The 23,522-nt window shown below is 69.6% G+C and carries 29 protein-coding genes; 19 read left to right on the forward strand and 10 right to left on the reverse strand.

Going from position 1 to position 23,522, the window contains the following annotated elements; translation table 11 throughout:
* Positions 1-25 precede the first annotated feature (25 nt).
* Both ACWPMZ_RS11955 and ACWPMZ_RS11960 read right to left on the reverse strand, forming a co-directional pair.
* The gene (locus ACWPMZ_RS11955) at positions 26-817 is read right to left on the reverse strand and encodes a hypothetical protein (protein ID WP_455704288.1); all 792 of its coding nucleotides are present in this window, start codon (positions 815-817) and stop codon (positions 26-28) included.
* Complete coding sequence (locus ACWPMZ_RS11960) at positions 814-1,866, reverse strand: COX15/CtaA family protein (RefSeq protein ID WP_455704289.1); 1,053 nt, start codon at positions 1,864-1,866, stop codon at positions 814-816. Before ACWPMZ_RS11960 ends, ACWPMZ_RS11955 begins: the two co-directional genes overlap by 4 nt.
* Before the next feature lie 111 nt (positions 1,867-1,977).
* On the opposite strand from ACWPMZ_RS11960, the gene ACWPMZ_RS11965 reads away from it, so the two are divergent.
* Positions 1,978-2,349: a MerC domain-containing protein gene (locus ACWPMZ_RS11965; RefSeq protein ID WP_455704290.1), complete on the forward strand. Its 372-nt coding sequence runs from the start codon at positions 1,978-1,980 to the stop codon at positions 2,347-2,349.
* Positions 2,350-2,385: 36 nt separating this feature from the next.
* Here the strand turns inward: ACWPMZ_RS11965 and ACWPMZ_RS11970 are convergent, their stop codons facing one another.
* The gene (locus ACWPMZ_RS11970; RefSeq protein WP_455704291.1) at positions 2,386-2,787 is read right to left on the reverse strand and encodes a VOC family protein; all 402 of its coding nucleotides are present in this window, start codon (positions 2,785-2,787) and stop codon (positions 2,386-2,388) included.
* A gap of 170 nt (positions 2,788-2,957) precedes the next feature.
* On the opposite strand from ACWPMZ_RS11970, the gene ACWPMZ_RS11975 reads away from it, so the two are divergent.
* The 3 genes from ACWPMZ_RS11975 (at position 2,958) to ACWPMZ_RS11985 (ending at position 4,617) form a co-directional block, all read left to right on the forward strand.
* A complete protein-coding gene (locus ACWPMZ_RS11975) occupies positions 2,958-3,467 on the forward strand; it encodes a hemerythrin domain-containing protein (RefSeq protein ID WP_455704292.1) in 510 nt (169 codons plus the stop codon).
* Positions 3,468-3,516: 49 nt separating this feature from the next.
* On the forward strand, positions 3,517-3,726 hold the full coding sequence (gene thiS, locus ACWPMZ_RS11980) for a sulfur carrier protein ThiS (protein WP_455704293.1): 210 nt from the start codon (positions 3,517-3,519) through the stop codon (positions 3,724-3,726).
* A 102-nt stretch (positions 3,727-3,828) separates the two neighbouring features.
* Positions 3,829-4,617 (forward strand): thiazole synthase, encoded by a 789-nt coding sequence (locus tag ACWPMZ_RS11985; RefSeq protein ID WP_455704294.1) that lies wholly within the window; start codon positions 3,829-3,831, stop codon positions 4,615-4,617.
* Here the strand turns inward: ACWPMZ_RS11985 and ACWPMZ_RS11990 are convergent.
* The gene (locus ACWPMZ_RS11990) at positions 4,614-4,850 is read right to left on the reverse strand and encodes a hypothetical protein (protein ID WP_455704295.1); all 237 of its coding nucleotides are present in this window, start codon (positions 4,848-4,850) and stop codon (positions 4,614-4,616) included. The genes ACWPMZ_RS11985 and ACWPMZ_RS11990 overlap by 4 nt on opposite strands.
* A 155-nt stretch (positions 4,851-5,005) precedes the next feature.
* Between ACWPMZ_RS11990 and ACWPMZ_RS11995 the strand changes: the two genes are divergently transcribed.
* Positions 5,006-5,530, forward strand: a complete 525-nt coding sequence (locus ACWPMZ_RS11995; RefSeq protein WP_455704296.1) for a hypothetical protein — start codon at positions 5,006-5,008, stop codon at positions 5,528-5,530.
* A 52-nt stretch (positions 5,531-5,582) separates the two neighbouring features.
* Positions 5,583-6,689, forward strand: a complete 1,107-nt coding sequence (locus ACWPMZ_RS12000) for a calcium:proton antiporter (RefSeq protein WP_455704297.1) — start codon at positions 5,583-5,585, stop codon at positions 6,687-6,689.
* A gap of 6 nt (positions 6,690-6,695) precedes the next feature.
* Here the strand turns inward: ACWPMZ_RS12000 and ACWPMZ_RS12005 are convergent, their stop codons facing one another.
* The 3 genes from ACWPMZ_RS12005 to ACWPMZ_RS12015 all read right to left on the reverse strand — a co-directional run bounded on the left by ACWPMZ_RS12005 (position 6,696) and on the right by ACWPMZ_RS12015 (position 11,334).
* On the reverse strand, positions 6,696-8,498 hold the full coding sequence (locus tag ACWPMZ_RS12005) for an AMP-dependent synthetase/ligase (RefSeq protein ID WP_455704298.1): 1,803 nt from the start codon (positions 8,496-8,498) through the stop codon (positions 6,696-6,698).
* 84 nt (positions 8,499-8,582) lie between these two features.
* Positions 8,583-10,292, reverse strand: a complete 1,710-nt coding sequence (gene ggt, locus ACWPMZ_RS12010) for a gamma-glutamyltransferase (protein ID WP_455704299.1) — start codon at positions 10,290-10,292, stop codon at positions 8,583-8,585.
* 10 nt (positions 10,293-10,302) lie between these two features.
* Positions 10,303-11,334, reverse strand: a complete 1,032-nt coding sequence (locus ACWPMZ_RS12015; protein WP_455704300.1) for a quinone-dependent dihydroorotate dehydrogenase — start codon at positions 11,332-11,334, stop codon at positions 10,303-10,305.
* 345 nt (positions 11,335-11,679) lie between these two features.
* On the opposite strand from ACWPMZ_RS12015, the gene ACWPMZ_RS12020 reads away from it, so the two are divergent.
* The 10 genes from ACWPMZ_RS12020 to ACWPMZ_RS12065 are packed head-to-tail and all read left to right on the forward strand — an operon-like array spanning position 11,680 to position 18,564.
* Entirely contained in the window at positions 11,680-12,102 is a 423-nt protein-coding gene (locus ACWPMZ_RS12020; protein ID WP_455704301.1) for an RrF2 family transcriptional regulator, read from the forward strand.
* Positions 12,099-13,580 (forward strand): Fe-S cluster assembly protein SufB, encoded by a 1,482-nt coding sequence (gene sufB / locus ACWPMZ_RS12025; RefSeq protein ID WP_455704302.1) that lies wholly within the window; start codon positions 12,099-12,101, stop codon positions 13,578-13,580. Before ACWPMZ_RS12020 ends, sufB begins: the two co-directional genes overlap by 4 nt.
* Positions 13,577-14,110: an endonuclease domain-containing protein gene (locus tag ACWPMZ_RS12030; RefSeq protein WP_455704303.1), complete on the forward strand. Its 534-nt coding sequence runs from the start codon at positions 13,577-13,579 to the stop codon at positions 14,108-14,110. The genes sufB and ACWPMZ_RS12030 overlap by 4 nt, the downstream gene beginning before the upstream one ends.
* A complete protein-coding gene (locus ACWPMZ_RS12035; RefSeq protein WP_455704304.1) occupies positions 14,107-14,472 on the forward strand; it encodes a hypothetical protein in 366 nt (121 codons plus the stop codon). Before ACWPMZ_RS12030 ends, ACWPMZ_RS12035 begins: the two co-directional genes overlap by 4 nt.
* Positions 14,472-15,239 (forward strand): Fe-S cluster assembly ATPase SufC, encoded by a 768-nt coding sequence (sufC, locus tag ACWPMZ_RS12040; RefSeq protein ID WP_455704305.1) that lies wholly within the window; start codon positions 14,472-14,474, stop codon positions 15,237-15,239. Before ACWPMZ_RS12035 ends, sufC begins: the two co-directional genes overlap by 1 nt.
* Positions 15,240-15,244: 5 nt before the next feature.
* Positions 15,245-15,982 carry a SufD family Fe-S cluster assembly protein gene (locus tag ACWPMZ_RS12045; protein WP_455705144.1) on the forward strand — a complete coding sequence of 246 codons (738 nt, stop codon included), beginning with the start codon at positions 15,245-15,247 and terminating at the stop codon, positions 15,980-15,982.
* A gap of 5 nt (positions 15,983-15,987) precedes the next feature.
* A complete protein-coding gene (locus ACWPMZ_RS12050) occupies positions 15,988-17,166 on the forward strand; it encodes an aminotransferase class V-fold PLP-dependent enzyme (RefSeq protein ID WP_455704306.1) in 1,179 nt (392 codons plus the stop codon).
* Entirely contained in the window at positions 17,163-17,672 is a 510-nt protein-coding gene (locus ACWPMZ_RS12055) for an SUF system Fe-S cluster assembly protein (RefSeq protein ID WP_455704307.1), read from the forward strand. The genes ACWPMZ_RS12050 and ACWPMZ_RS12055 overlap by 4 nt, the downstream gene beginning before the upstream one ends.
* An 8-nt stretch (positions 17,673-17,680) precedes the next feature.
* The gene (locus ACWPMZ_RS12060; protein WP_455704308.1) at positions 17,681-18,205 is read left to right on the forward strand and encodes a GNAT family N-acetyltransferase; all 525 of its coding nucleotides are present in this window, start codon (positions 17,681-17,683) and stop codon (positions 18,203-18,205) included.
* Positions 18,202-18,564 (forward strand): HesB/IscA family protein, encoded by a 363-nt coding sequence (locus ACWPMZ_RS12065; protein ID WP_455704309.1) that lies wholly within the window; start codon positions 18,202-18,204, stop codon positions 18,562-18,564. The genes ACWPMZ_RS12060 and ACWPMZ_RS12065 overlap by 4 nt, the downstream gene beginning before the upstream one ends.
* A 16-nt stretch (positions 18,565-18,580) precedes the next feature.
* On the opposite strand, the gene ACWPMZ_RS12070 is transcribed toward ACWPMZ_RS12065, so the two are convergent.
* The 3 genes from ACWPMZ_RS12070 to ACWPMZ_RS12080 form a co-directional block, all read right to left on the reverse strand.
* Positions 18,581-19,435 (reverse strand): hypothetical protein, encoded by an 855-nt coding sequence (locus tag ACWPMZ_RS12070; protein ID WP_455704310.1) that lies wholly within the window; start codon positions 19,433-19,435, stop codon positions 18,581-18,583.
* A 73-nt stretch (positions 19,436-19,508) separates the two neighbouring features.
* Positions 19,509-19,931 (reverse strand): hypothetical protein, encoded by a 423-nt coding sequence (locus tag ACWPMZ_RS12075; RefSeq protein WP_455704311.1) that lies wholly within the window; start codon positions 19,929-19,931, stop codon positions 19,509-19,511.
* Positions 19,924-20,610 carry an EI24 domain-containing protein gene (locus tag ACWPMZ_RS12080; RefSeq protein WP_455704312.1) on the reverse strand — a complete coding sequence of 229 codons (687 nt, stop codon included), beginning with the start codon at positions 20,608-20,610 and terminating at the stop codon, positions 19,924-19,926. The genes ACWPMZ_RS12075 and ACWPMZ_RS12080 overlap by 8 nt, the downstream gene beginning before the upstream one ends.
* A gap of 106 nt (positions 20,611-20,716) precedes the next feature.
* Here ACWPMZ_RS12080 and ACWPMZ_RS12085 point away from each other — a divergent pair, with 106 nt between their 5' ends.
* The 3 genes from ACWPMZ_RS12085 to ACWPMZ_RS12095 are packed head-to-tail and all read left to right on the forward strand — an operon-like array spanning position 20,717 to position 23,491.
* Positions 20,717-21,721 (forward strand): adenosine kinase, encoded by a 1,005-nt coding sequence (locus ACWPMZ_RS12085; RefSeq protein WP_455704313.1) that lies wholly within the window; start codon positions 20,717-20,719, stop codon positions 21,719-21,721.
* Between the two features lie 56 nt (positions 21,722-21,777).
* Positions 21,778-22,263 (forward strand): nuclear transport factor 2 family protein, encoded by a 486-nt coding sequence (locus ACWPMZ_RS12090; RefSeq protein ID WP_455704314.1) that lies wholly within the window; start codon positions 21,778-21,780, stop codon positions 22,261-22,263.
* A 1-nt stretch (position 22,264) separates the two neighbouring features.
* Positions 22,265-23,491, forward strand: a complete 1,227-nt coding sequence (locus ACWPMZ_RS12095) for an MFS transporter (protein WP_455704315.1) — start codon at positions 22,265-22,267, stop codon at positions 23,489-23,491.
* Positions 23,492-23,522 lie beyond the last annotated feature (31 nt).

Here is a 23,522-nt window from a genome sequence, read left to right on the forward strand (position 1 = left end):
GGGCGGCAATTGAGGCCGGTCCGGCCTAGCCGCCCGCGGCCAGCACCCCTGCGCCGGTTTCGAGCGGGGCCAGCGTCCAGGTTTCGCGCGTCACCCGGCTCTCCCCCTCGATCGTGGTGGTGATCTCGCGCTCGGCGCGCTGCATCACGCCCGAGGCCGCGTCGGCTTGCGCCTGGAACTCGACCTTGACGATCCCGCCAGCACCGTTCGGCAGCTGCAGCGCCCGCTCTTCGACGCGGTGCGCCGCGGAGGGCGCGAAGAGATCGATCGGCAGGCGCGACAGGAAGCTTGCCGCCGAGGTGTGCACCAGCGCCATGAAGCGGGCCGCTTCGGCCTGGTCGCCGGCATCGAGCTGCGCCTTGGCCAGGACCGCGCGGGTCGCGGCGAGCGCCTGTTCGACGCCCGCGGTGGGGACTGTCCTGGCGACGTCGTCGATCAGGCCGGAGGCATCGAGCCGCAGCGGGAACAGGCCCTGCTCGACCCTCTGGCGCTCCAGCCCGGCCAGTTCGGCCAGCCGCGCGGGCGCGTCGACCTCGACGGCGGTCTGCGCTCCGGTCAGCACGAACCCCTCGGGATCGCGGGAGAAGCGCACCGCGAACGCGCGTTCGACCATGAAACGGTACCCGGTCCCCAGCGGCCGTTCGAGCAGGCGGGTGAACTGCATCGGCCTCGCCGGAGGCAGGAAGGCGTCCGCCGGGGTCGGCCGGGCCAGGGCCCTGGTGGCCCCCGTGCCGACGAGCATCGACACGGCGGCCCACCGCAGGAACGAGCGGCGCTGCGCGAGCGCGGGCAGCGAGAGAGAATGCGCCGGCGTCATCGGCGGCCGGCCACGTGAGCGGCCCATGCCGTGGCCGCAACCAGCAGCGCACCCACCAGCTGGTGCAGCACGGCCAGCCACAGCGCCACTCCGGTCAGGACCGTTGCGATGCCCAGCAGGATCTGCACCCCGAAGGCCGAATGAAGCGCCACGGAGGCGCGGCGATTCAGCGGGCGCACCCGCCGCGCCAGCCAGACCAGCATCGCCACGGCCACCCAGGCCCACCAGCGGTGGAGAAAATGGGTCAGGAACGGGTCGTGCGTCGCGGCCCAGAGAACGTTGCCGGAGTATTCGGGCACCAGCCGCCCGTTCATCAGCGGCCAGGTATCGCTGGCCAGGCCCGCGTTCAGCCCGGCGACCCAGGCGCCCAGCAGCAATTGCACGAACAGGACCCCCGACGTCCCCGCCGCGAGCCCGGTCAGCCGTGCCGGATGCTGGGCTGGATCGCGCTCCAGCGCCTTCATGTCGAGCGCGACCCAGACGAGCAGCGCCAGCGTCAACAGCGCGGTCAGCAGGTGGATCGAAAGCCAGAAGTGGCTCACGTCGGTCGAGGTTTCGTTGATGCCGGAGCGGACCATGAACCAGCCGAACACGCCCTGCAGGCCGCCGAGCGCAAGCAACCCGACGAGCGGCGCCTTGTAGCCGCGCGGGATCGCGCGCCGCGCCCAGAACCACGCCAGCGGCAGGGCGAAGGCCAGCCCGATCACCCGCCCCAGAAGGCGGTGCAGCCATTCCCAGAAATAGATGAACTTATAATCCGCCAGGGTCATCCCGGCCGGCCCGTTGACCTGGCGATATTCGCCGATGCGCTGATAGGCGGCGAATTCGGCCTGCCACTGCGCTTCGGTCAGCGGGGGGATCGCGCCGGTCACCGGCTTCCATTCGGTGATCGACAGGCCGGATTCGGTCAGCCGGGTGATTCCGCCCACCGCGACCATCATGACGACGAGCGCCGCAACCACGAATAGCCAGTGTGCGATGGCGCGCGGACGCAATGCCGCGCGTTCGGACCGGTTGCCCAGGGGCAGGTTCTCGGTTGCGGCGACCATGGCTGGCGTTGCGATTTGCCCGTGAAGCGGGCGAATCGCAAGTTAAAGCGCGGTTTTCCGGCCACGCAGCGCTTGCGCGACGATACACCGTCACATATCTAGGCGTCCGGAATGGCCGTTTCCCTCTCCAAGATTCGCCACCGGTTCGACCGGTTGGGCATGACGCTTTCGTGCCTCTGCGCGGTGCACTGCGTGGCGAGCATCGCCATCGTCTCGGCGCTGGGCGTGGGCGGCACCTTTCTGCTCGATCCGGCGATCCATCGCTGGGGCCTGGTCGTGGCGACCCTGGTTGCCGCGGTCGCCATCGGCCTGGGCGCAATCAAGCATCGGCGCGCCGCGCCGTTCGTCACCGCGATGACCGGCCTGTCGTTCATGGGCGGGGCGCTGGCGGTGCCGCACGGTATCGAGGAAGCGGTCCTGACGGTGATCGGCGTGACGCTGGTGGCCATCGGTCACGTGCTCAACCTGCGCGAGGCGCGCTAACCCCCCGTCCGCCCGCGCGGCAATTCCCGCCCGTCGTCATTCATCGCCCGGCGTGACCTCGACGGCAGGCGCGCTGCGCGTGTTGGGCCCGTGAAACACCGCTTCGACATTGTTGCCGTCGGGATCCAGCAGGAACGCGGCGTAATAGCCGGGGTGGTAGTGGCGTTCGCCCGGCGGACCGTTGTCAGTCCCCCCGTTCGCCAGCCCCGCCTCGTACCAGCGGCCCACCGTCTCCCGGTCGGGCGCCTGGAAGGCAAGATGGACGTGGGTGCCCTGGCCCGCGTCGATCCATAGTTCGTCGGCCGAAAGATACGTCTCGGTCACCGTGCATTCCACGCCCAGCACCGCCAGCGTGGCGCGGTAGAAGGCGAACGTCGCGTCGGTATCGCGTGTGCGAAGATGGATGTGGTCGACCAGGCGGCCGCGCTTGTAGGTCATGCGTTAGGGTCCTTCCTTCAGCAGGAAATGACATCGACCCGTCCGACGTTCCCGCGCCTGCGCCGGACCGGCTCGCAGCGCGGACATGAAACATTTGCTGCAACCCCGGAACGGAACAGCCTTCCAGGCGATAGCGAGTCATCAAGAGTGCAACTGGAAGGATGAAGACCATGGCGAGCGAAGAATTCACCGACGCGATCATGCTCCTTCGCGCGGACCACGCAGAGGTCGCGGACCTGTTCGACGAATTCGAGGATACCGAGGACGACGAGCGCAAGCGCGAGATCGCCGAGACGATCTGCACCGAACTGAAGATCCACGCGATGATCGAGGAAGAGATCTTCTATCCGGCGTTCCGCGGCAAGATCGACGACGACATGCTGGACGAAGCGGTGGTCGAGCACGACGAGGCCAAGGTCCTGATCAACGACATCATGGACGGCGGCCCGGAGAACAAGTTCTACGAGGCCAAGGTTACGGTCCTGAGCGAGCTGATCGAGCACCATGTCGAGGAAGAGGAGCAGCCGCACGAAGGCATGTTCGCCAAGTGCCGCGACACCGATGTCGATCTCAAGGCGCTGCTCGAACCGATGCTGGCGCGCAAGGAAGAGCTTTCCGCCCTGGCCGAAAGCGAAGGCCTGCCGCCCGCGAAGCTGAGCGCGGTCGACGCAGGCGCCTAGCCCGACCGGCCAAGGTTGCAAGACGGGGGCATCGCGCTATCTGGATGGCATGGGCCCCCTTCTTTCCCTGACGGTCAACGGCGAGCCGCGCCGGTCCAGTGCCGAAACGATCCGCTCGCTGGTGACCGAACTCGGCCTCAAGCCCGAGAAGGTCGCGGTGGAGCGTAACGGAGTCATCGTGCCGCGTTCGACCCACGCTCAGGCGTCGCTGGCCGACGGGGACGTACTCGAGATCGTGCACTTCGTCGGCGGCGGCTGACGCACGCGGGCATGGCAAGCGAGCCCGCGACATGTTCGCGCCGCACCGGCGGTTAGTTTCTTGCGCCGCATCAATGCGGAGCCTACCTCGCCCGGCATGGACATGCAGACCACCACCACCGCTTCCGACACCTGGACCGTTGCCGGCCATACATTCACCTCCCGGCTGATCGTCGGCACCGGCAAGTACCGCGATTTCGCGCAGAATGCCGCAGCGGTCGAGGCGAGCGGCGCCGAAATCGTCACCGTGGCGGTGCGCCGGGTGAACATTTCCGATCCCACCCAGCCGGTGCTGATGGACTACATCGATCCGGCGAAGATCACCTATCTGCCCAACACCGCCGGCTGCTTCACCGCCGACGAGGCGATCCGCACGCTGCGCCTGGCGCGCGAGGCAGGCGGCTGGGACCTGGTCAAGCTGGAGGTGCTGGGCGAAGCGCGCACGCTCTATCCCGACATGCGCGAGACCTTGTCTGCCTGCGAAGTGCTGGCGAACGAAGGCTTCAAGCCGATGGTCTACTGCGTGGACGACCCGATCGCCGCGCAGCAGCTCGAAAGCGCGGGCGCGGTGGCGATCATGCCGCTGGGCGCGCCGATCGGCAGCGGGCTGGGCATCCAGAACCGCGTGACGATCCGCCTGATCGTGGAAGGCGCCAAGGTGCCCGTGCTGGTCGATGCCGGGGTCGGCACGGCGAGCGACGCGGCGGTCGCGATGGAACTGGGCTGTGACGGGGTGTTGATGAACACCGCCATCGCCGAGGCGAAGGATCCCGTGCTGATGGCCCGCGCGATGAAGCTGGCCGTGGAAGCGGGCCGGGCGGCCTATCTCGCCGGGCGCATGGCGACCCGAAAGTATGCCGATCCCAGCAGCCCGTTGGCCGGGCTGATCTAGCCGAACATCCGCGCCAGCCAGGTTCGCGCCCGCGGTTCGGCCGGGCGCAGGCCCGAGGCCTGGATCAGGTAATTGCCCAGCAGGGCCGCCTGTTGCTTCGTCATCAACAGGCGCAGCATGTCGGGATCGAGCCGGCGGCCGTCCTCGACCGTTTTCACGCTTTCGAGCCGCAGCAGGATTTGCGCCGGCGTGTCCTGATGCGTCCATCCGACGAGAGCGCCATGGTTTTCCATCGACCAACTCCTTCGCGACCGCGCGGCGAAAGTGCGCCAATTGTGCAGGGCCGCCAATTCCCGCCGCTGGTGCAATCCACGAAAAGTTTGCCGCCCTTTACCGAACGCTAACCACAATCGGTGACATTCGCCCCCAGACACAAACGGGGGCACCTATGGCCAGGACCGGGACTGCATCGCTGACGATCGCCGAACTGCGGGAATTCGCCAGCTTCACCGAAGCCGAACAGCTGTTCATCGAGCGCAGCCTCGACATCGCACTGGCGCGCGGCGACGCCTTCAAGACCTGGTCGCACGACGGCGACGGCTCGGCGATTCGCGGCCAGTACCTGGCCTATCGCGAGCTGCGCCTGCTGGCCGACAAGGTGCCGTGCGAAACGACGCTGGACGGGCTGATCGATTTCATGGGTCCGCTGATGCGGATCACCGCGCAGGACCTGGCGCTGGAGCGGATCGAGTGCTTCTCGGCCTACCGCTTCCTCTACGAACGCCTGCTGGGCGCGAAGGCGCGGCCGTGGCTGCCGGCCGCATTCTGCGCCGCCGCGGCGCTGCCGCAGATCCGCCCGGCGCGCCGCAAGATGCTGCTCCAGTCGCTCAGCGAGGCCGCCGCCACCGCGCCCGGCTGGTCGGAGCGCGAGCCGCAGTTCTACCCCGAGAGGGTCGAAGCCGAAGCGGCCTGACGCCGCCGCCCTTTTCCGTTGGCAGCGGGTCTTCCCGCGCTATAGCCGGGGCATGACGGACCCGCGGCCCGCAAGCACCCGACTCCCGACCCTCGGCGGCCTGAGCGCCTGGAGCGTCGTCGTCCCCGTGGTCGCGGTGGCCGCGGTCCTGGCGATCGAGCCGGCCGGCGCCTGGCTGACCATCGTGCTGGCCGTGCTGCTCGGCGGTTCGATCATGGCGGCGGTCTATCACGCAGAAACCGTGGCGCATTACCTGGGCGAGCCGTTCGGCACGCTGGTTCTCGCGCTTGCGGTCACCGTCATCGAGACGTCGCTCATCGTGTCGATCATGCTGAGCGAGGGATCGGGCGCGCAGACCCTGGCGCGCGACACGCTGATCGCGGCGATCATGATCACGATCAACGCCATCGTCGGCCTGTGCCTGCTGGTCGGCGGCGGGCGGCATCACGAACAGAGCTACACCCAGTCGGGCGTGAGCGTGTCGCTGGCCATGCTGGCGACGCTCGCCGTGCTCACCCTGGTGCTGCCCAACTTCACCGTCAGCGAGCGCGGCCCGTTCTACACCGCCGAGCAGCTGATCTTCGTCTCGGTCATCTCGCTGCTGATCTACGGCACCTTCGTGGCCGCGCAGACCATCCGCCATCGCGACCATTTCCAGCACGATCCGGGCGCGCAGGTCCACGCGCCGCACGGCCCGGTGACGCGCAGCAAGGCCGCCGCCGCCGGCCTCGCGCTGGTGGCCGCGCTCATCGCCGTCGTTCTGCTGGCCAAGACGCTGTCGAGCTCCATCGAGGCGCTGGTCTTCGCCCTGGGGGCGCCGCAGGCTCTGGTCGGAATCCTGATCGCCGCGCTGGTCCTCGCGCCCGAGGGGTTCACGGCCGTTGCCGCGGCGCGGGCCAACAAGGTCCAGACCAGCCTCAACCTCGCGATCGGATCGGCGCTCGCCACGATCGGGCTGACCATTCCCGCCGTTGCGGGCACGGCGCTGCTGATGGGGCTCGACCTGGAACTGGGCCTGTCGATGCGCTCGATCGTGCTGCTGGCCCTGACGCTGCTGGTGGCGACCCTGACGCTGGGCACCGGTCGCACCACCATCGTCCAGGGCATCATCCACCTGGTGATCTTCGCGACCTACCTGTTCATCACGATCTTCCCCTGAGGGCGATCACCCCTTGTAGAGCGCGTCGAGCCGGGCCTGGTATTTGTCGCGGATCGGCCCGCGGCGGATCTTCATGCTCGGGGTCAGCATCCCGTTCTCGGTCGTGAAGCCTTCGTCGGCAAAGGCGAACTGGCGGATCTTCTCGATCACCGAAAGCTCGCCGTTGACCCGGTCGATGGCGCTGCGCATCGCGCCGCGGAAGGCGGGCAGGTTCTGCAGCGCGACCATGTCGAACCGCTCCCCCTGCGCCTGCGCCCATTCGGCGGCCCATTCGCAATCGGGCACGATCAGCGCGACGATGTAGGGCCGCTTGTCGCCGCTCACCATCGCCTGCGCGATTTCCGGCTGCAGGGTGAGCATCGATTCGAGCCGCTGCGGGGCGATGTTGTCGCCCTTGTCGTTGACGATTATGTCCTTCTTGCGGTCGGTGATGACGATCCGGCCCTTGTCGTCGAAATGGCCGATGTCGCCGGTGTGCAGCCAGCCGTCGACAACAGTGCGCGCCGTCGCCTCGGGATCGCGCCAGTAACCCAGCATCACGCATTCGCCGCGGGCGAGGATTTCGCCGTCGTCGGCAATTTTGACCTGCACTCCCCGCACCGGAGGCCCGACGGTGGACAGGTCGACGCCGACCGAGGGGCGGTTGACGCTGATCAGCGGCGCCGCCTCCGATTGGCCGTAGCCTTGCAGCGTGACGAGGCCCATCGTCTCGAAGAACGTCCCGATCTCGGGGTTGAGCGGTGCGCCGCCCGAAACCAGCGCCTTGATGCGCCCGCCGAAGCGCGCCTGCACCTTGGGTGCGATGGTGCGGGCCAGCAAGCGCTCGACCGGCCAGTCGAGCATCGAGCGCCGCCCGCTCGCCTTGTTTTCGGACAGGGTCAGCGCCCGGTCGAGCAGCCAGTTGGCGAGCTTGCCCTGCTTCTCCACCGCCTTGACCATGCGGTCGCGGATCAGTTCAAACAACCGCGGGACGACGACCATGATCGTCGGTCGCGCCTCCTCCAGATTGCTCGCCAGCTTGTCCAACCCCTCGGCGAACCAGATCTCCGCGCCCATGCCGATCGGCAGGAACAGGCCCGCGGTATGTTCAAGCGCATGGCTGAGCGGCAGGAAGGAGAGGAAACGCTCCTCGCCCCAGCCGAAATCCTCCACCAGCACGCGCGCGGCGGCATCGACGTTGTGCAGGATTGCGCCGTGCGGCAGCTGCACCCCGCGCGGGGCGCCGCTCGTGCCGCTTGTGTAGATTATGCAGGCCAGATCGCGCCGGCCCACGCTCGCCATGCGCGCATCCACCGCGGCGCGCGCCGGGGCAGCATCGCCGCTCGTCAGGTTCGCCCAGACATGGCACGCGAACGCCCCGGTCTGCCCGGTCCTCAGCGGCTCTATGCCCACGATGTGTTCGGCTTGCCCGGACTGGATCATCGCCTTGACCAGCGGCGTCGCCAGCTTCTGTGTGGAAACGAGTGCCGCCCGCGCGCCGGAATTCTGCAGAATGTGCTCGTGGTCGCGTTCGGTGTTGGTCGTATAGGCCGGCGTGGTCACGCAGCCCGCGGCCATGATCGCCAGGTCGGCAATCGCCCACTCGGGCCGGTTTTCCATCACCAGCATCACGCGGTCGCCGTCGGTCAGGCCCATCGAGCGCAGCGATTCGGCCAGCAGGCAGACGGCGTCGGCTGCTTCGCGCCACGTCATCGGTTGCCACTGGCGGTCGCGCTTGGCGACGAGGAACGGCTTGTCGCCCAACTCGTCGGCCCGCTGCAGGAACAGCGTGACGAGGTTGGGGGCGGCTTCGAAATCGCTCAGCTGCAAGGGCCCGCACTCTCCTTCCAAACGTGGACGCTCTGGCGGCGTCTCTGGCGCGACGGCTTAGGCGGGGCGAGGTTCCCGGGCAAGCTACTCCGCGGCGACTGCCCCGTCGCTGCGCGGGTCCGCCGCGCCGGCCCAGCCGTTCGGGCCGTGGACCGCCAGATTGATCTTCAGCGGCAACTGGCGGGCGGTAACCTGCGCATGGCCCAGCGCGACGAGCCGGGGGATCATCGCCTCGAGATAGCTGCCCTGCTCGACCGCCAGCGCATCGCCGGGCGAGAACAGCACCGGCAGGGCCGCGGCATCGGCGGGCGAAAGGCCGAAGTCGAGCACGCCGATCAGCGCGCGCGCGACCTGCACCGGGATCGTCGCCCCGCCTGCCGCGCCGACGGCCATGACGAGCTTGCCGTCGGGCCCGTAGACCAGCGTCGGGGCCATCGAACTGCGCGGCCGCTTGCCGCCTTCGACCCGGTTGGCCACCGGCTTGCCGCCCTGGTCGGGCACGAAGCTGAAATCGGTCAGCTCGTTGTTCAGATAGTAACCGCCCACGACGATCCCCGAACCGAAGGTGCCCTCGATAGTGGAGGTATAGGTGACCGCGTTGCCCCAGCGATCGATCGCGACGAAGTGCGAGGTACCGCGCTCCTCCGGCTCGTCGCCGTCGGCCAGCGACAGCGCCACGCCCGGCGGGCTCCCTGCTGCCGGCGTCGGCATCGTGCGGTCGGCGGCGATCGCCTGGCCGCGCTGCGCCAGATAGGCCGCATCGGTCAGCCCGGCGACCGGAACGGCGATGAAGTCGCTGTCGGCCAGATACAGCTCGCGGTCGGCATAGGCGAGCCGCTGGGACTCGGCGAACAGGTGCCAGAAGGTCGCGGATTGCGGCCCCAGCGCCTTGAGGTCGAACCGTTCGAGCTGCTTGAGGATCGCATAGACGGTCGTCGCACCCGAGCTGGGCGGACCCATGCCGCAGATGCGATAGACGCGGTATTGGCCGCAGACCTCGGGCCGCTCCTTGGCACGGTAGGACTGCACGTCGGCCACGGTCATCGCGCCCGCGCGGGTCGTCTCGGCCGCCGTTTCGGACGCGATCGCCGCGGCGTTGGCGCCGGAATAGAACCACACCGGGCCTTGCGCGGCGATCTGCCGCAGGGTTTCGGCCAGCGCAGGGTTGCGCAGCCGCGTGCCGACCGGGCGCGCGGTCCCCGCCGCATCGTAATATGTCGCGGCGAGATCGTCCTGGTGCGCCGCGCGGTCCTTCGAGCGGAGCAGGAATTCGCGCCCCCGCTCGGTCAGAGTCCAGCCCCCGTCTGCCAGGGCGATGGCCGGCGCGAACAGCGCGGACCAGGGCAGCTTGCCGTACCGGCGGTGTGCCTCCTCGGCGAGCCGGATGTTGCCCGGGACGCCCACGCTGCGGCCCGAGATCACCGCCTGCATGAAGCCGAGCGGCTTGCCGTCGGGGCCGAGAAACCACTGGCCGTCGGCCCCGGCGGGGGCGGTCTCGCGCCCGTCGAGCGTCGCGACTTCGCCGGCCGGCGTGCCGCGCACGAAGAACCCGCCGCCGCCGATGCCCGAGCTCTGCGGCTCGACCACCGTGAGCGCGAGCATCGTGGCGATCGCCGCATCGGTCGCGCTGCCGCCCTGCCGCAGCATGGCGGCGCCGGCTTCGGAGGCGCGCGGATCGGCCGCGCTGACCAGTCCGCCGCTATCGGCTGCCGGAGCGGTGGGGGTGGGGAGGGTGGCGCAGCCCTGCAGCAGGAGCAGGGAAGCGCAGGCGAACGTCAGGATGCGAGGCGACATTCCCGCCCTGCTATTCGCTCCCGACGGCCTCGGCAATGGTGGCGTAGCCGTCACGCGCCATCAGCCGTTCGAGCCCGTTCACCATGCGGCGGGCGATTCCCGGTCCTTCGTAGACCATCGCGCTGTACAGCTGCACCAGGCTGGCCCCGGCGCGGATGCGGGCCCAGGCGTCCTCGGCCGTGGCGATGCCGCCCACGCCCACCAGCGGGATCGTGCCTGCCGTCGCCCCGCGGAAGTCGCGCAGCCGGGCCAGGGCCAGGTCGCGCAGCGGCGCGCCCGAAAGCCCGCCGGCCTCGCCCGCATGGTGCGAATGCAGTTCGGGCCGCGAGATGGTGGTGTTGGACACGATGAGCGCGCCGAGCTTGCGGTCGCAGGCGAGCCGCGAGATCGCCACCACGTCGGACAGCTCGAGGTCGGGCGCGACCTTGAGGAACACCGGGGGGCCATGCTCGCCGCGCGCCTCGAGCACGGCATCGAGCAGTTCGGCCAGGGCGCCGGCGTCCTGCAGCGCGCGCAGGCCGGGGGTGTTGGGGCTCGACACGTTGATTGCCAGATAGCTTGCCAGCGGGGCCATCGTCCGGGCCATCGCGGCATAGTCGGCAATCCGGTCGGCCGAATCCTTGTTGGCACCCACGTTGACGCCGACGATCCCGGCACGGCCCTTGCGGGCCTCCAGGCGCTTCGCCGCGGTGTCGCCCCCGCCGTTGTTGAAGCCCATGCGGTTGATGACCGCGCGATCCTCGACCAGCCGGAAAAGCCGGGGCTTCGGGTTGCCGGGCTGGGGCAGCGGCGTGATCGACCCGACCTCGGCAAAGCCGAACCCGAGGGCGAGCAGCGCGTCGGGCACCTCGGCGTCCTTGTCGAATCCCGCCGCCATGCCGACCGGGTTGGGGAAGCCGAGACCGGCGACCTCGACCGCCAGCCTGCCCGCTTTCGGGGGGCCGCCGATCCCGGGCCGCAGCTTGAGCGCCGCCAGGGCCAGGCCGTGGGCCTGCTCGGCTTCGAGGGCGAACAGCGCGGGGCGGAGGAGCCGGTAGAGCATTGCGCCGGGCTATGGCAGCGGGGCCAAGTGGTGTCGATTGGCAACAGTGTGTGACAATCGCTGTCAGAATGGCCGCCGGGCGTTTGTCACGGAAAATGTGTCGCTTTTCTACAAGCGCGACGGACCCGGGTGCGCCTATCAGCGCGCTGCGACCCGAAGGGCTCGATGCGAATCGAGTTCTTTTACTTGGATTGGGGCGGCTCCAGCGTGGGCCGCCCCATTTTTTTGGCTCGTCGCTGGCGCTGCGTGCAAACGACTCGCAACAACGGGTTTTCGATTGCAACCCGAGCATCCGTCCCTAGGTGAACCGGACCAAATCCGTCCGATTTCAACCGAAGGGCTCCGATGCGCCTCTCTTCCATGGCCGATTATGCCGTCGTCGCGATGAGCGCGGCCGCGCGCCATTGCGGCGGGGCTCGCACCAGCGCGACCGCGCTGGCGCACGAGACGGGCCTGCCGCTGCCCACAGTGCAGAAGCTCGTCAGCCTGCTCAGCAAGGCCGGACTGCTGCGCAGCGTGCGCGGCGCGGGCGGGGGGCTGCAACTGGCTCGGCCCGCGGCGGCGATCACCCTGGCCGATATCGTCGAGGCGGTCGAAGGCCCGATCGCGCTGACCGCCTGCGTCGAGACCGGCCGGCACGACTGCGCGCTGGAGGGCAGTTGCAACGTTCAGCCGCACTGGGGCCAGGTCAACGCCGCGATGCGCGGGGCGCTTGCCGGGGTGTCGCTGATCCAGCTCGCCCAGAAGGGGCCGGAGGTGCCGGCATGAGCGAGGACATCGACGTGACCGACCGCGCCGCGCGCGACGCCGCTGCCAAGGCGGCCGACTACGAGCACGGCTGGTCGAGCGAGATCGAGACCGACTACGCCCCCAAGGGGCTGAGCGAGGACACGGTCCGCTTCATCAGTGCGAAAAAGAACGAGCCGGAATGGATGCTCGACTGGCGGCTCAAGGCGTTCCGCCTGTGGCAGACGATGGCCGAGCCGGACTGGGCCAAGCTCGGCTATCCGCCGATCGACTACCAGGACGCCTACTACTACGCCGCGCCGCGCAAGAAGCCGACGCTCGGATCGCTCGACGAACTCGATCCCGACATCAAGGCGGTCTACGACAAGCTCGGCATCCCGATCGCCGAGCAGGAAGTGCTCGCCGGCGTCGAGGGCGCGCGCAAGGTCGCGGTCGACGCGGTGTTCGACAGCGTCTCGGTCGCCACCACCTTCCGCGAGGAGCTCAAGCGCGCGGGCGTCGTGTTCCTGTCGATCAGCGAGGCGATCCGCGAATATCCCGACATGGTCCGCAAGTGGCTGGGCAAGGTCGTGCCGGTGCGCGACAACTACTTCGCCACGCTCAACAGCGCGGTCTTCTCCGACGGCACCTTCGTCTACATTCCCGAGGGCGTGCGCTGCCCGATGGAGCTCAGCACCTATTTCCGCATCAATGCCGAGAACACGGGCCAGTTCGAACGCACGCTGATCATCGCCGAAAAGGGCTCCTACGTCAGCTATCTCGAGGGCTGCACCGCGCCGATGCGCGACGAGAACCAGCTCCACGCCGCCGTGGTCGAGCTGGTCGCGCTGGAGGATGCGGAGATCAAGTATTCGACCGTGCAGAACTGGTACCCCGGCAACGCCGAGGGCGTGGGCGGGATCTACAACTTCGTCACCAAGCGGGCGCTGTGCCAGGGCGCGCGCAGCAAGGTATCCTGGACCCAGGTCGAGACCGGCAGCGCCGTCACCTGGAAGTACCCGAGCTGCGTCCTCAACGGCGAGGACAGCGTGGGCGAGTTCTACTCGGTCGCGGTGACCAACAATTTCCAGCAGGCGGACACCGGCACCAAGATGATCCACAACGGCAAGGGCAGCCGCAGCACGATTATCTCCAAGGGCATCAGCGCGGGCAAGTCGAACAACACCTATCGCGGCCTCGTCCGCGTGGCCGCCAATGCCGACGGCGTGCGCAACTTCACGCAGTGCGATTCGCTGCTGCTGGGCGATAGATGCGGGGCGCACACCGTGCCTTACATCGAGGTCAAGAACCCGACCGCGCAGATCGAGCACGAGGCGACCACCAGCAAGATCAGCGACGACCAGCTGTTCTACGCCATGCAGCGCGGGCTGGGCGCGGAGGAGGCGGTGGCGCTGATCGTCAACGGCTTCGCCAAGGAAGTGCTGAAGGAACTGCCGATGGAATTCGCCGTCGAGGCGCAGAAGCTGCTGGCGATTTCGCTTGAAGGGAGCGTGGGGTGACCGAGCGCAAGACCCTCAAGCTCAAGCTCGGCGAAGCGGCCGAGGCGCCGGCCATCAAGAAGAAGGGCCGCGGCTGGGAAATCAGCGAGAAGCGGCTCGACACGCTGCATGAGCGCGCGCGCGACATGCGGCGGCATTCGTCGGAGGCGCACAAGGCGCTGGCCGAGCGGTTCACCAAGGCCGATCTCGGCAAGTACGCCTTCAAGCGGCACGCGGTGGTCGGCAGCGCGATCGTCGACTTCAACTGCCACGTCCTGGGCATGGCGATCGACATCGACGAGGAAGGCGAGGACGAGACGCTCGCCAAGCGGCGCGACAAGAGCCTCGAGGCCGTCGGCATCCGCGTGATGCGGATCAAGGCGGCTGACATCATCGAGAACATCGACGAGGTGCTCGAGCGCATAACGCTAGGCATGCGCAGCCGGATCGCCGACCGCAAGGAAGCCGCCCGCACCCACCGCGAGGCCAATCCCAACCAGAACTACGAGCGGCCCAACCGCCGCCCGCGCCCCGAAAGGAGCGACCGATGAGCCGCACCGCCTTCGCCGCGCTTTCGCTCCTGCTCTGTGCCACGCCCGTGACCGCGCAGGTCGAGGGGCAGACCCCCGCCGAGCTCGAACGCAAGGCGCGCATCTGCCTGACCAGCGGCGCGCCCGGTGCGCCGCGCGAAAGCCTGCTGGCCGCGGTCGTCGCGCTCCGCACGCTATGCGCGCCGCAGATCACCCGGCTGCGCAAGGCGCGGCTCGATGCGGTGGACGCCGCCTATCCGCCGGACGAGCGCATCACGCCCCGCCAGCGCGAGGCGCGCGAGGATGCGCGCGACGACGCCAAGCGCCGCCTCAACGGCGAGATCGCCTACGCCGTCTCCAACTTCACCGGACTGAATTCGTAATGCTCAAAATCGACAACCTTCACGCCACCGTCGGCGGGACCGAGATCCTCCGCGGCCTGACCCTCGAGGTCGGCGCGGGCGAGGTCCACGCGATCATGGGGCCCAACGGCGCGGGCAAGTCGACGCTGTCCTATGTGCTGGGCGGGCGTCCGGGCTACGAGGTGACCGGCGGCTCGGTGACCTTCGCCGGCCAGGACCTGCTTGCTCTCGAACCGCACGAACGTGCCGCTGCCGGCCTGTTCCTCGGCTTTCAGTACCCGGTCGAGATTCCCGGCGTCTCCAACGTCCAGTTCCTGCGCGAGGCACTCAACGCGCAGCGCACGGCGCGTGGGGAAGCGCCGCTGTCGGGCGGCGAGTTCCTCAAGCTGGCCAAGGAAAAGGCCGGGCTGCTCAGGATGGACATGGACATGCTCAAGCGGCCGGTGAACGTCGGCTTCTCGGGCGGCGAGAAGAAGCGCGCAGAGATGGTCCAGATGGGCGTGCTCGATCCGCAGTTCGCCGTGCTCGACGAGACCGATTCGGGCCTCGACATCGACGCGCTCAGGATCGTGGGCGAGGGGATCAACGCGATCATGCGCCAGCCCGGCAAGGGCGTGCTGCTGATCACCCACTACCAGCGCCTGCTCGATTACGTGCAGCCCGACCGGGTCCACGTGCTGGCCAGGGGCCGCATCGTCACCAGCGGCGGGCCGGACCTGGCGCGGCAACTTGAAACCGAGGGCTACGAGAGCATCGCCGGGGCCGAAACGGGGGCCGTCCCCGCGTGAGCCATATGCCGACCATCCGCGACGAGGACTGGCGCTACGCCGATCCCGAGGCCCTGGCCGACCTCGCGCCGGCCGACCTCGACGTGTGGCACGAAGCCACGCTGGCGCCGGGCGAAACGCGCGCGAAGGACCTGATTCTCGACGATGCGCATCCCGGCATCCACCGCGTGCGGCTGGACGTGGGCGAGGGCGCGCGGGCCGAGATCTTCGCACTGGCTTCGGCGAGCGCCTATACCCGGCTGGAAGTCGAGGTGCGGCTGGCCCGGGGCGCGCATTTCCAGTTCGGCGGGGTGACCATCGGCGGCGGGGACGCGACCCGCGAGTTCGTCACCCGCGTGACCCATGCCGAGCCCGACGCCACCAGCGACCAGGTCGTGCGCGCGGTCCACTGGGGCACCGCCACGGGGAATTTCCTCGGCAAGCTTTCGGTCGAGCGCGATGCCCAGAAGACCGACGCGGGGCAGAACTTCAAGGGCCTGCTGCTCGAACGCGGGGCGACCGCCAACGCCAAGCCGGAACTGGAAATCTATGCCGACGACGTGAAGTGCGCCCACGGCGCCGCGATCGGCCAGATGGACGAGACGGCCGCCTTCTACATGGCCGCGCGCGGGTTGCCGCCCGAGGCTGCGCGCAAGCTGTTGGTCCGCGCCTTCATCGCCGACGCCTTCGCCGCGCATTCGGATCCGCAAGCGCAGGAAGCGCTGCTCGATGCGGCGCTGCGCGCGCTGGGGGACATGGCGTGAACGTCATGGCGACCATGAGCCGCAAGGCCGACTTCCCGGGTCTGGTGACCGCTTCGGGCGAGCCGTGGCATTATCTCGATTCGGCCGCCACGGCGCAAAAGCCGCGCGCGGTGATCGATGCGGTGACGCGGGCGATCGGCGCCGACTACGCCACCGTCCACCGGGGCGTCTACGGCCGCTCGGCCGAAATGACGCTGGGCTACGAAGCGGCGCGGCGGCGGGTCGCGGCCTTCATCGGCGGCGCGGAGGACGAGATCGTCTTCACGCGCGGCGCGACCGAGGCGATCAATCTCGTCGCCTACAGCTATCCCGAAAAAGGCCGCGTGCTGCTCTCCGAGCTGGAGCACCATTCCAACATCGTGCCGTGGCAGCTCGCCGGCTGGCAGGTCGACGTCTGTCCGCTGACGGCGGACGGCCGGATCGATCTCGACGCCGCCGAAGCGATGCTGACGTCCGAGCACACGATGGTCGCCTTCGCGCACGTCTCGAACGTGCTGGGCTCGGTGCTCGATGCCGGGCGCGCCGCGCGCATCGCCCATGCGGTGGGCGCCAGGCTGCTGCTCGACGGGTGCCAGGCGGTGCCGCGCCTGCCGGTCGACGTGGCGGCGCTCGACTGCGATTTCTACGCCTTCTCGGGGCACAAGCTCTACGGGCCGACCGGCATCGGCGCCTTGTGGGGCCGGGGCGACCTGCTCGCCGCAATGCCCCCGTGGCAGGGCGGCGGGGCGATGATCGACCGCGTCACCTTCGCCAAAACGACCTTCGCCGCGCCGCCCGCGCGGTTCGAGGCCGGGACCCCGGCGATCGTCGAGGCGATCGGCCTGGCGGTGGCCTGCGACTACGTCGCGTCGATCGGCCTGGAGACGATCCATGCGCACGAGGCCGGGCTGGTCGCGCTGCTGCGCGACGAGCTGGGGCGGATGAACGACGTCACGCTGTTCGGGCCCGGCGACAGCGCCGGGATCGTCAGCTTCGCGCTCGACGGGATTCACCCGCACGATCTCGGCACCATTCTCGACGAGGAGAACGTGGCGATCCGCGCGGGACATCACTGCGCGCAACCGCTGATGGACCGGCTCGGCGTGCCCGCCACCGCGCGGGCGAGCTTCGGGCTCTATTCCGATGAAAACGACGTCGCGGCCCTGGTGCGCGGGATCGAACGGACCAGGAGGATATTCGGATGACCGACACAATCGGCCAAGGGGGCAAGCCCTTCACCATCGAGGAAGTCGATGCCGTCACGCCGCCGCCACGGGGCCGCGTGGAAAATGCGCCGGCGGATGCCGGCGGCGCCGAACCTGCGGCCGAGAAGCTCGAGCGCAAGAAGGACTATCTGGAAGGTTTCCTGTCGCACAAGCCCGCCGCGGTCACTCCGGGCGAGCCGGGCGGTGACCTGTACGAGGCGGTGGTCGAGGCGCTGAAGGAAATCTACGATCCGGAAATCCCGGTGAACATCTACGACCTGGGCCTGATCTACGGCGTCGAGGTCGATGCCGAGGGCGGGGCGCACGTGACCATGACGCTGACCACGCCGCACTGCCCGGTGGCCGAATCGATGCCCGGCGAGGTGGAACTGCGCGTCGCCAGCGTGCCGGGCGTGCGCGATGCCGAGGTCAATCTCGTGTGGGATCCGCCCTGGGGGCCGGACAAGATGACCGACGAGGCCCGGCTCGAACTGGGCATGCTCTGAGCGCGCCCATGCAGACCGTCATCGACCAGCGCCCCGTGCCTTCCGCGCCGCACCTGACCGTCGCCGCGGCGGACTATGCCGATCCGCTCGACGCGGCGGACGTGGTGCTGCTGACCGACGCCTATGCGCGCGATCCGATGGGCGGCGGCGTGCCGCTTGCGCCCGAAGTCACCAGTCGCCTCGTGGCGGGGCTGGCCGCGGCGCCCGGCGCGTTCTCGCTGATCGCCCGGGTCGACGGTCGGCCGGCCGGGATCGCCAACTGCATGGCGGGGTTCTCCACCTTCGCCGCGCTGCCGCTGGTCAACGTCCACGACATGGGCGTCCTGCCCGAATATCGCGGGCGCGGCGTGGGCAAGGCGCTGCTCGACGCGATCGAAGGCGAGGCACGGGCGCGCGGGGCGTGCAAGGTCACGCTGGAGGTGCTTTCGGGCAACCGGCCCGCCCAATCGCTCTACGCCGCACTGGGTTACGGCCCCTACGCCCTTGAAGCGGAGGCCGGGACCGCCCAGTTCTGGGAGAAGAAACTGCCATGACCACCCAAACCACCCTCCGCCCCGCCCCCAAGGCCGCCGTCGCCCTGACCCCCTCGGCCGAGGCGCGTGTCGCGGAGTTGATGGCGAGCGCGCCCGAGGGTGCGATCGGGGTCAAGCTGTCGACCCCGCGCCGGGGCTGCTCCGGGCTCGCCTATTCGGTCGATTACGTGAGCGAGGAAGCCGCGTTCGACGAGAAGATCGAGACGCCCGGCGGCACGTTCTACATCGATGGCGCCAGCGTGCTCTACCTGGTGGGCAGCACGATGGACTGGGTGGAGGACGACTTCGCCGCCGGCTTCGTCTTCACCAATCCCAACGCCAAGGGCGCCTGCGGCTGCGGCGAGAGCTTCACCGTCTGAGGCCGAGCCGTTCGTTTCAGGTGCGGACTGGCGGGCAGATCCCGTCGGCGGCGAGATTGGCGAGCAGGGCCCGCTCCAGCTCGTCCGACCCATCCGGTTCGCTGGCAAGCCCGCCGTCTGCGCCTTGCGCCATGCGGCCGATGAAGCGGCCGACGCGGGTCGCCGTGTCGTTCATGGCGGCTGCGAGTTGGGCGGCGCGTTCGGGGCTGAGCTGGGCGGAGAGCGCGGCGTACCCCTGGAGGTAGTTGCCGACCCCCTCCACGAACAACCTAGGCCACGCGGGCGAATTCTCTGCCGTGCCGGGCGTCAGGTCCTTGAGGCGGAACAGCAGTTCGGCCTCCTCGCGGCTCACCGCGACGGTGCGCTCGCCCCCGGCGGCGAAGAGCGTGCGGCGCAGGACGGTGCATTCGGTATCGGTCACGACCCCCGCCCCCGGAGCGCCGCCGGCACGGGTCGGACCCTCCCCGGTGGCCGCCGCGCGGTCGATCTCGGCGAGAACCACGCGCTTCGGAAGCTCGGGGACATTGTGCGCCCGCTCGCAGACACGCACGAGCAGTTCCAGACCATCGGGCGAGGCGACCCGGCCGCCGGGCGCAATCCGCGCGGCGAGCCATTCGCCCTGTTCCTCGGTGACGTAGTCCCTCGGCTCCCACCCGGTAAGCACGAACCGCGCGATCTCGCGGATCATGAATTCGCGCCATTCGGCGGGCCTGCGGCCCGGCGCGGCGTCGAGCGCGAGGATCGCCTCGGCTTCGGCCAGCTCGATCTGTTCGTCGCCCCGGCCTTCACGGCGCAGCGCGAGGATGTCCGCGGCGGTGACGGTACCGGCGGCAGCCGCCTGGTCGGCGACCTGCGGGAAATGCACGCTCATCCGGTTCCGGCCCTCTCGAGTAAGGGCTCGGCAATGGCGGCATTTGCTTAAGCCGAGGTTACCTGCGCAAGGACTACCGGCGGCGCAGCGCGGCGATGCAGGCGGCGCGGTCGACGTCGAGCCCGTCGCTCGCCCGGCGGGCGTCGAGATAGGTCGCCACCGGCTCCGCATTGGGCCGCAGCGGATAGAGGAAGACGTCGAGCACGCAGGCCTCGCTGGCGAACTGCATCTTGCGCACGTCGCCTTCCTTCACGTCGAGCCGGGGCGGACCGAAGAGGTTGGCGAGCGCCGTGCCGTTCTGTTCGATCACCTGCTCGGTGCCCGGGACGCGCAGGATCTGCGGCACGACGAAGCCCTGCGGCGCGGGCTGCTGCGGGCGGCTGGGCGGCACGACGCGGGCCTGCGGCGGCGGCGGGCCGGGATCGCGCGGGCCCTGCGTCGGGGTCGTCGCGCAGGCGGCGGCAAGCGGCAGCAGGAGCAGGGCGGCACTACGCATGGGCCAGTCTCCGGCGGCCATGGACGAGATGGGTCGCGGCGGCGGCGCCGAGAACCGGAGCGAGGAAATTGACCAGCGGCACGGCCAGCAGCGCCACGATCGCCCCGCCGAGCAGGAACTGCTCGAGCCTGGGGACGGGCGCGGCGACATCGCGCGACGGGCGGTGGCGCTGCCAGACCATGTCGACCAGCTCGCGGCCGAGCAGCCAGGCGTTGACCGCCCAGAACACCAGCGCGGGGCCGACCCCGGTGAACAGCAGCACCAGCGCGAAGGGCAGGGCGACCAGGTTGGCGATCACCGCCCGCGCGGCGCCGCCGAGCGCGTTACGCACGTCTTCGGACAGCGGCAGCTTGCGCGCTTCCTCTGCCGCGCGGGGATAGGACCGGCGCTCGACCGCGACCACGACCTCGTCGGCGAACAATTGCAGCACGGCCAGGGCGACCAGGCGGAAGAGCAGCCACGAGGCGACCACCACCAGCAGCACCGCCACGAGCGCGCCGGCGCCGGTATCGCCCAGCCCCAGCCGTTCCAGCCCGGCTTCGAGCGCGAAGTAGCCGCCGGTGCCGAGCACCGCGAAGACGGCCAGCGTCGCCAGCACCGTCTTGGCCAGCACGCGCAGGACCGCGCGCTCGCCCAAGGCGCCGAAGCCGCGCGCCAGCGATGTGGGAAGGAGCGTCACCCGCGTGCCAGTGCCGCACGGCCGCGGCCCAAGTCAATGGCGCCGCTTGGCCTTGCGTCCATCCGCCGCTAAGGCGCGCCGGTCCGCTCCACCGACAGGAAACTTCATGCCCGACCCCAGCAACGATCCGCGTTACGACGTCATCGCCATCGGCAACGCCATCGTCGATGTCATGGCGCCCTGCGCCGACGAGCTGATCGACGAACTCGGACTCAACAAGGGCGGGATGACGCTGGTCGACGCGGACGGGGCCGAAAGCCTCTATGCCGCGATGGGTCCGGCGCGCGAGATTTCCGGCGGCTCGGCCGCCAACACGCTGGCCGGCCTTTCCGCGCTGGGCGCGCAGTGCGCCTTCATCGGCCAGGTGGCCGACGACCAGCTCGGCGCGGTCTTCGCGCACGACATCCGCGCGGTCGGGATCGATTTCGACACCCCGATGCGCGACCAGGAACCGCCCACCGCGCGCTGCCTGATCTTCGTGACGCCCGATGCGCAGCGCACGATGAACACGTTCCTTGGGGCGAGCCAGTTCCTCCCCGCCAGCGCGCTGGACGAACGGGCGATCGGCGCGGCGAAGGTGCTCTACCTCGAAGGCTACCTGTGGGACCCCGAAGAGCCGCGCGCCGCGATGCGCCGCGCCATCGAGGCCGCCCGCGCGGCCGGGCGCAAGGTCGCCTTCACGCTGTCGGAAGTGTTCGTGATCGATCGCCACGGCGACGATTTCCGCGCCCTGATCGACGAGGGCCTGATCGACATCCTCTTCGCCAACCACACCGAGCTGGCGGCGCTGACCGGCGAGCAGGACTTCGAGGCCGGGCTGGCCGCGATTGCGCCCAAGGTGCCGACGCTGGTCGTGACCCGTAGCGCCGATGGCGCGGTGGCGCTTCAGGCCGGCGAGCGGGCGGAAGTCGGCGCCGAACCCACCACTGTGGTCGACACCACTGGCGCGGGCGACCTGTTCGCCGCGGGCTTCCTTTATGGCCACGTCAACGGCGAGCCGCTCGAAACATGCCTGCGCCGCGGGGCGATCTGCGCCGCCGAGATCATCAGCCACTACGGCGCCCGGCCCGAAGCCGACCTGCAGAAGCTGATGGCCGAAAAGCTCGGCTAGAGGCTCTTGCCGCGCCCCTCGCTCCGGTCCATCTTCCGGGCCGAGGGAGGATGGGCATGACGCACAAGGTTTCGCTCGAGGATCGCCGCGAGATCGACGATCTCATGGCGCGCTGCTGCTGGGCGCTCGATACCGGGGATTTCGAAGGCTACGCGGCGACCTTCGCGTCCGACGGCTGGCTACGGCACTGGCCGCAGGGGCAATGCGTGGGACGCGACGGCCTGAAACGCGCCACCGATTCGCTGTGGTACGACCGGCCCGACCATTACCTCGGCCGCCAGCACCGTTTCTCCGCCGTGCTGATGCAGCATGAAGATGCCGACATCCGCATCAAGGCCTTCTGGTCGATCCTGCAGCACGACGTGAAGACGTTCGAGAACCGCGTGTTCGGCATGGGCACCTGGGACACGCTGGCGGCCAGGGGCGAGGACGGCGAATGGCGCTTCGCCAGCGTCGACGTCGACCTGTGGATCAACGGCCAGGTGCCATGGGTCGGCGAAGACCGCGCCTGGTCCGTCCCGCCGGCGCGGGCAGCCGAATAACTTGACCGACGGCACGCGCGAGGGATTGCGGGCCTTCGGGCTCGTCACGCTCGGGCTGTGCCTGGCGGCGCTGGTGATCGACGGGCTCGATTACCAGCTCCTCGCGCTCACCGCGCCGCTGATCATGTCCGAATGGGGGCTGGCGCGGGCCGATTTCGGCTCCGCTATGGCCGCCGCGCTGTTCGGCATGGCCTTCGGCGCCGCCGGCGGTGGCTGGCTCGGCGACCGGATCGGGCGGGTGCGCGCGCTGGCACTCGCGGTGGTCCTGTTCGGAGTGGCGACGATGGCGGTCAGCCGGGTGGACGACGTCGCGGCGCTGGCGCTGCTGCGCGTGGTCGGCGGGATCGGCTTCGGCGCTGCGGGGCCCAATGCGCTGGCGCTCACCAGCGAATGGACCGCGCTGCGCTGGCGCACCCACGTTGTGGCCCTGCTCGCGGTGGGGACCCCGGCCGGCGGCATGATCGGCGCGGCCATGCTGCCGGTTCTGCTGCCGACATTGGGCTGGCGCGGGGTGTTCGGCGCGCTGGGCACGGTGGCGGTGGTGCTCGGCCTGGTCCTGCTTGTCGTCCTGCGCGAAGCTTCGGGACGCGGCGGCACGGGCCCAGCTTCCCCAGCGGCGGGCGAGCGCACCGAACGGCTGCTCTCCGAGCGTTACTGGCGGCTCAACCTGGGGACCGGGCTCAGTTTCGCGGCGCTGACCGCGATCGTCTATGGCCTGGGCGCCTGGATGCCCTCGTTCCTGTCGGCCGCCGGCTTCACGCTCGACCAGGCGCTGGCGGCGAGCTTCGCGTTCAACGCCTGCTCGATCCTCGGAGCCTTCGCCGCCGGATGGCTGGCGCGGGCGCAGGGCTCGCGCCGGGTCATGCTGGCCAGCGCCGTGCTGACCGCGCTGCTGCTGGCGGCCTTCGGACTGACGCTGGATGCAGCATCCGGCGCGCGTGCCCTCATCTACGGCCTAGCCGCCGCCATCGGCTTTGCCGCCAGCCTCGGCATCACCACGCTCTATGCGATGGCAACCCTGCTCTATCCGGGCGAGGTCCGCGCCCGGGGGATCGGCTTGGGGATGACGAGCGGGCGGATCGGCGGCATCGCCATGAGCTTTGCCGGGGGATACCTGCTCGACCTGGCCGGGGGCTCGGCGGCGGTGCTGTGCGGCGTGCTCGCGGCCTGCGCGCTGGCCGCCACCAGCGCCGGGTGGCTGGTGCGCGACCACATCGTAAAATCTTAGGAATTGCCGGCTAGCCTCCGCGCCAGAAGGG

It is taken from the genome of Tsuneonella sp. HG222, assembly GCF_053819185.1.

What these genes read in the sequence shown, in the direction of transcription:
- ACWPMZ_RS11955 (WP_455704288.1), bottom strand. Translation starts at nt 817, where the DNA reads ATGACGCCGGCGCATTCTCTCTCGCTGCCCGCGCTCGCGCAGCGCCGC.
- ACWPMZ_RS11960 (WP_455704289.1), bottom strand. Translation starts at nt 1,866, where the DNA reads ATGGTCGCCGCAACCGAGAACCTGCCCCTGGGCAACCGGTCCGAACGC.
- ACWPMZ_RS11965 (WP_455704290.1), top strand. Translation starts at nt 1,978, where the DNA reads ATGGCCGTTTCCCTCTCCAAGATTCGCCACCGGTTCGACCGGTTGGGC.
- ACWPMZ_RS11970 (WP_455704291.1), bottom strand. Translation starts at nt 2,787, where the DNA reads ATGACCTACAAGCGCGGCCGCCTGGTCGACCACATCCATCTTCGCACA.
- ACWPMZ_RS11975 (WP_455704292.1), top strand. Translation starts at nt 2,958, where the DNA reads ATGGCGAGCGAAGAATTCACCGACGCGATCATGCTCCTTCGCGCGGAC.
- thiS (WP_455704293.1), top strand. Translation starts at nt 3,517, where the DNA reads ATGGGCCCCCTTCTTTCCCTGACGGTCAACGGCGAGCCGCGCCGGTCC.
- ACWPMZ_RS11985 (WP_455704294.1), top strand. Translation starts at nt 3,829, where the DNA reads ATGCAGACCACCACCACCGCTTCCGACACCTGGACCGTTGCCGGCCAT.
- ACWPMZ_RS11990 (WP_455704295.1), bottom strand. Translation starts at nt 4,850, where the DNA reads ATGGAAAACCATGGCGCTCTCGTCGGATGGACGCATCAGGACACGCCG.
- ACWPMZ_RS11995 (WP_455704296.1), top strand. Translation starts at nt 5,006, where the DNA reads ATGGCCAGGACCGGGACTGCATCGCTGACGATCGCCGAACTGCGGGAA.
- ACWPMZ_RS12000 (WP_455704297.1), top strand. Translation starts at nt 5,583, where the DNA reads ATGACGGACCCGCGGCCCGCAAGCACCCGACTCCCGACCCTCGGCGGC.
- ggt (WP_455704299.1), bottom strand. Translation starts at nt 10,292, where the DNA reads ATGTCGCCTCGCATCCTGACGTTCGCCTGCGCTTCCCTGCTCCTGCTG.
- ACWPMZ_RS12015 (WP_455704300.1), bottom strand. Translation starts at nt 11,334, where the DNA reads ATGCTCTACCGGCTCCTCCGCCCCGCGCTGTTCGCCCTCGAAGCCGAG.
- ACWPMZ_RS12020 (WP_455704301.1), top strand. Translation starts at nt 11,680, where the DNA reads ATGCGCCTCTCTTCCATGGCCGATTATGCCGTCGTCGCGATGAGCGCG.
- sufB (WP_455704302.1), top strand. Translation starts at nt 12,099, where the DNA reads ATGAGCGAGGACATCGACGTGACCGACCGCGCCGCGCGCGACGCCGCT.
- ACWPMZ_RS12035 (WP_455704304.1), top strand. Translation starts at nt 14,107, where the DNA reads ATGAGCCGCACCGCCTTCGCCGCGCTTTCGCTCCTGCTCTGTGCCACG.
- sufC (WP_455704305.1), top strand. Translation starts at nt 14,472, where the DNA reads ATGCTCAAAATCGACAACCTTCACGCCACCGTCGGCGGGACCGAGATC.
- ACWPMZ_RS12045 (WP_455705144.1), top strand. Translation starts at nt 15,245, where the DNA reads ATGCCGACCATCCGCGACGAGGACTGGCGCTACGCCGATCCCGAGGCC.
- ACWPMZ_RS12050 (WP_455704306.1), top strand. Translation starts at nt 15,988, where the DNA reads ATGGCGACCATGAGCCGCAAGGCCGACTTCCCGGGTCTGGTGACCGCT.
- ACWPMZ_RS12055 (WP_455704307.1), top strand. Translation starts at nt 17,163, where the DNA reads ATGACCGACACAATCGGCCAAGGGGGCAAGCCCTTCACCATCGAGGAA.
- ACWPMZ_RS12060 (WP_455704308.1), top strand. Translation starts at nt 17,681, where the DNA reads ATGCAGACCGTCATCGACCAGCGCCCCGTGCCTTCCGCGCCGCACCTG.
- ACWPMZ_RS12065 (WP_455704309.1), top strand. Translation starts at nt 18,202, where the DNA reads ATGACCACCCAAACCACCCTCCGCCCCGCCCCCAAGGCCGCCGTCGCC.
- ACWPMZ_RS12070 (WP_455704310.1), bottom strand. Translation starts at nt 19,435, where the DNA reads ATGAGCGTGCATTTCCCGCAGGTCGCCGACCAGGCGGCTGCCGCCGGT.
- ACWPMZ_RS12075 (WP_455704311.1), bottom strand. Translation starts at nt 19,931, where the DNA reads ATGCGTAGTGCCGCCCTGCTCCTGCTGCCGCTTGCCGCCGCCTGCGCG.
- ACWPMZ_RS12085 (WP_455704313.1), top strand. Translation starts at nt 20,717, where the DNA reads ATGCCCGACCCCAGCAACGATCCGCGTTACGACGTCATCGCCATCGGC.
- ACWPMZ_RS12090 (WP_455704314.1), top strand. Translation starts at nt 21,778, where the DNA reads ATGACGCACAAGGTTTCGCTCGAGGATCGCCGCGAGATCGACGATCTC.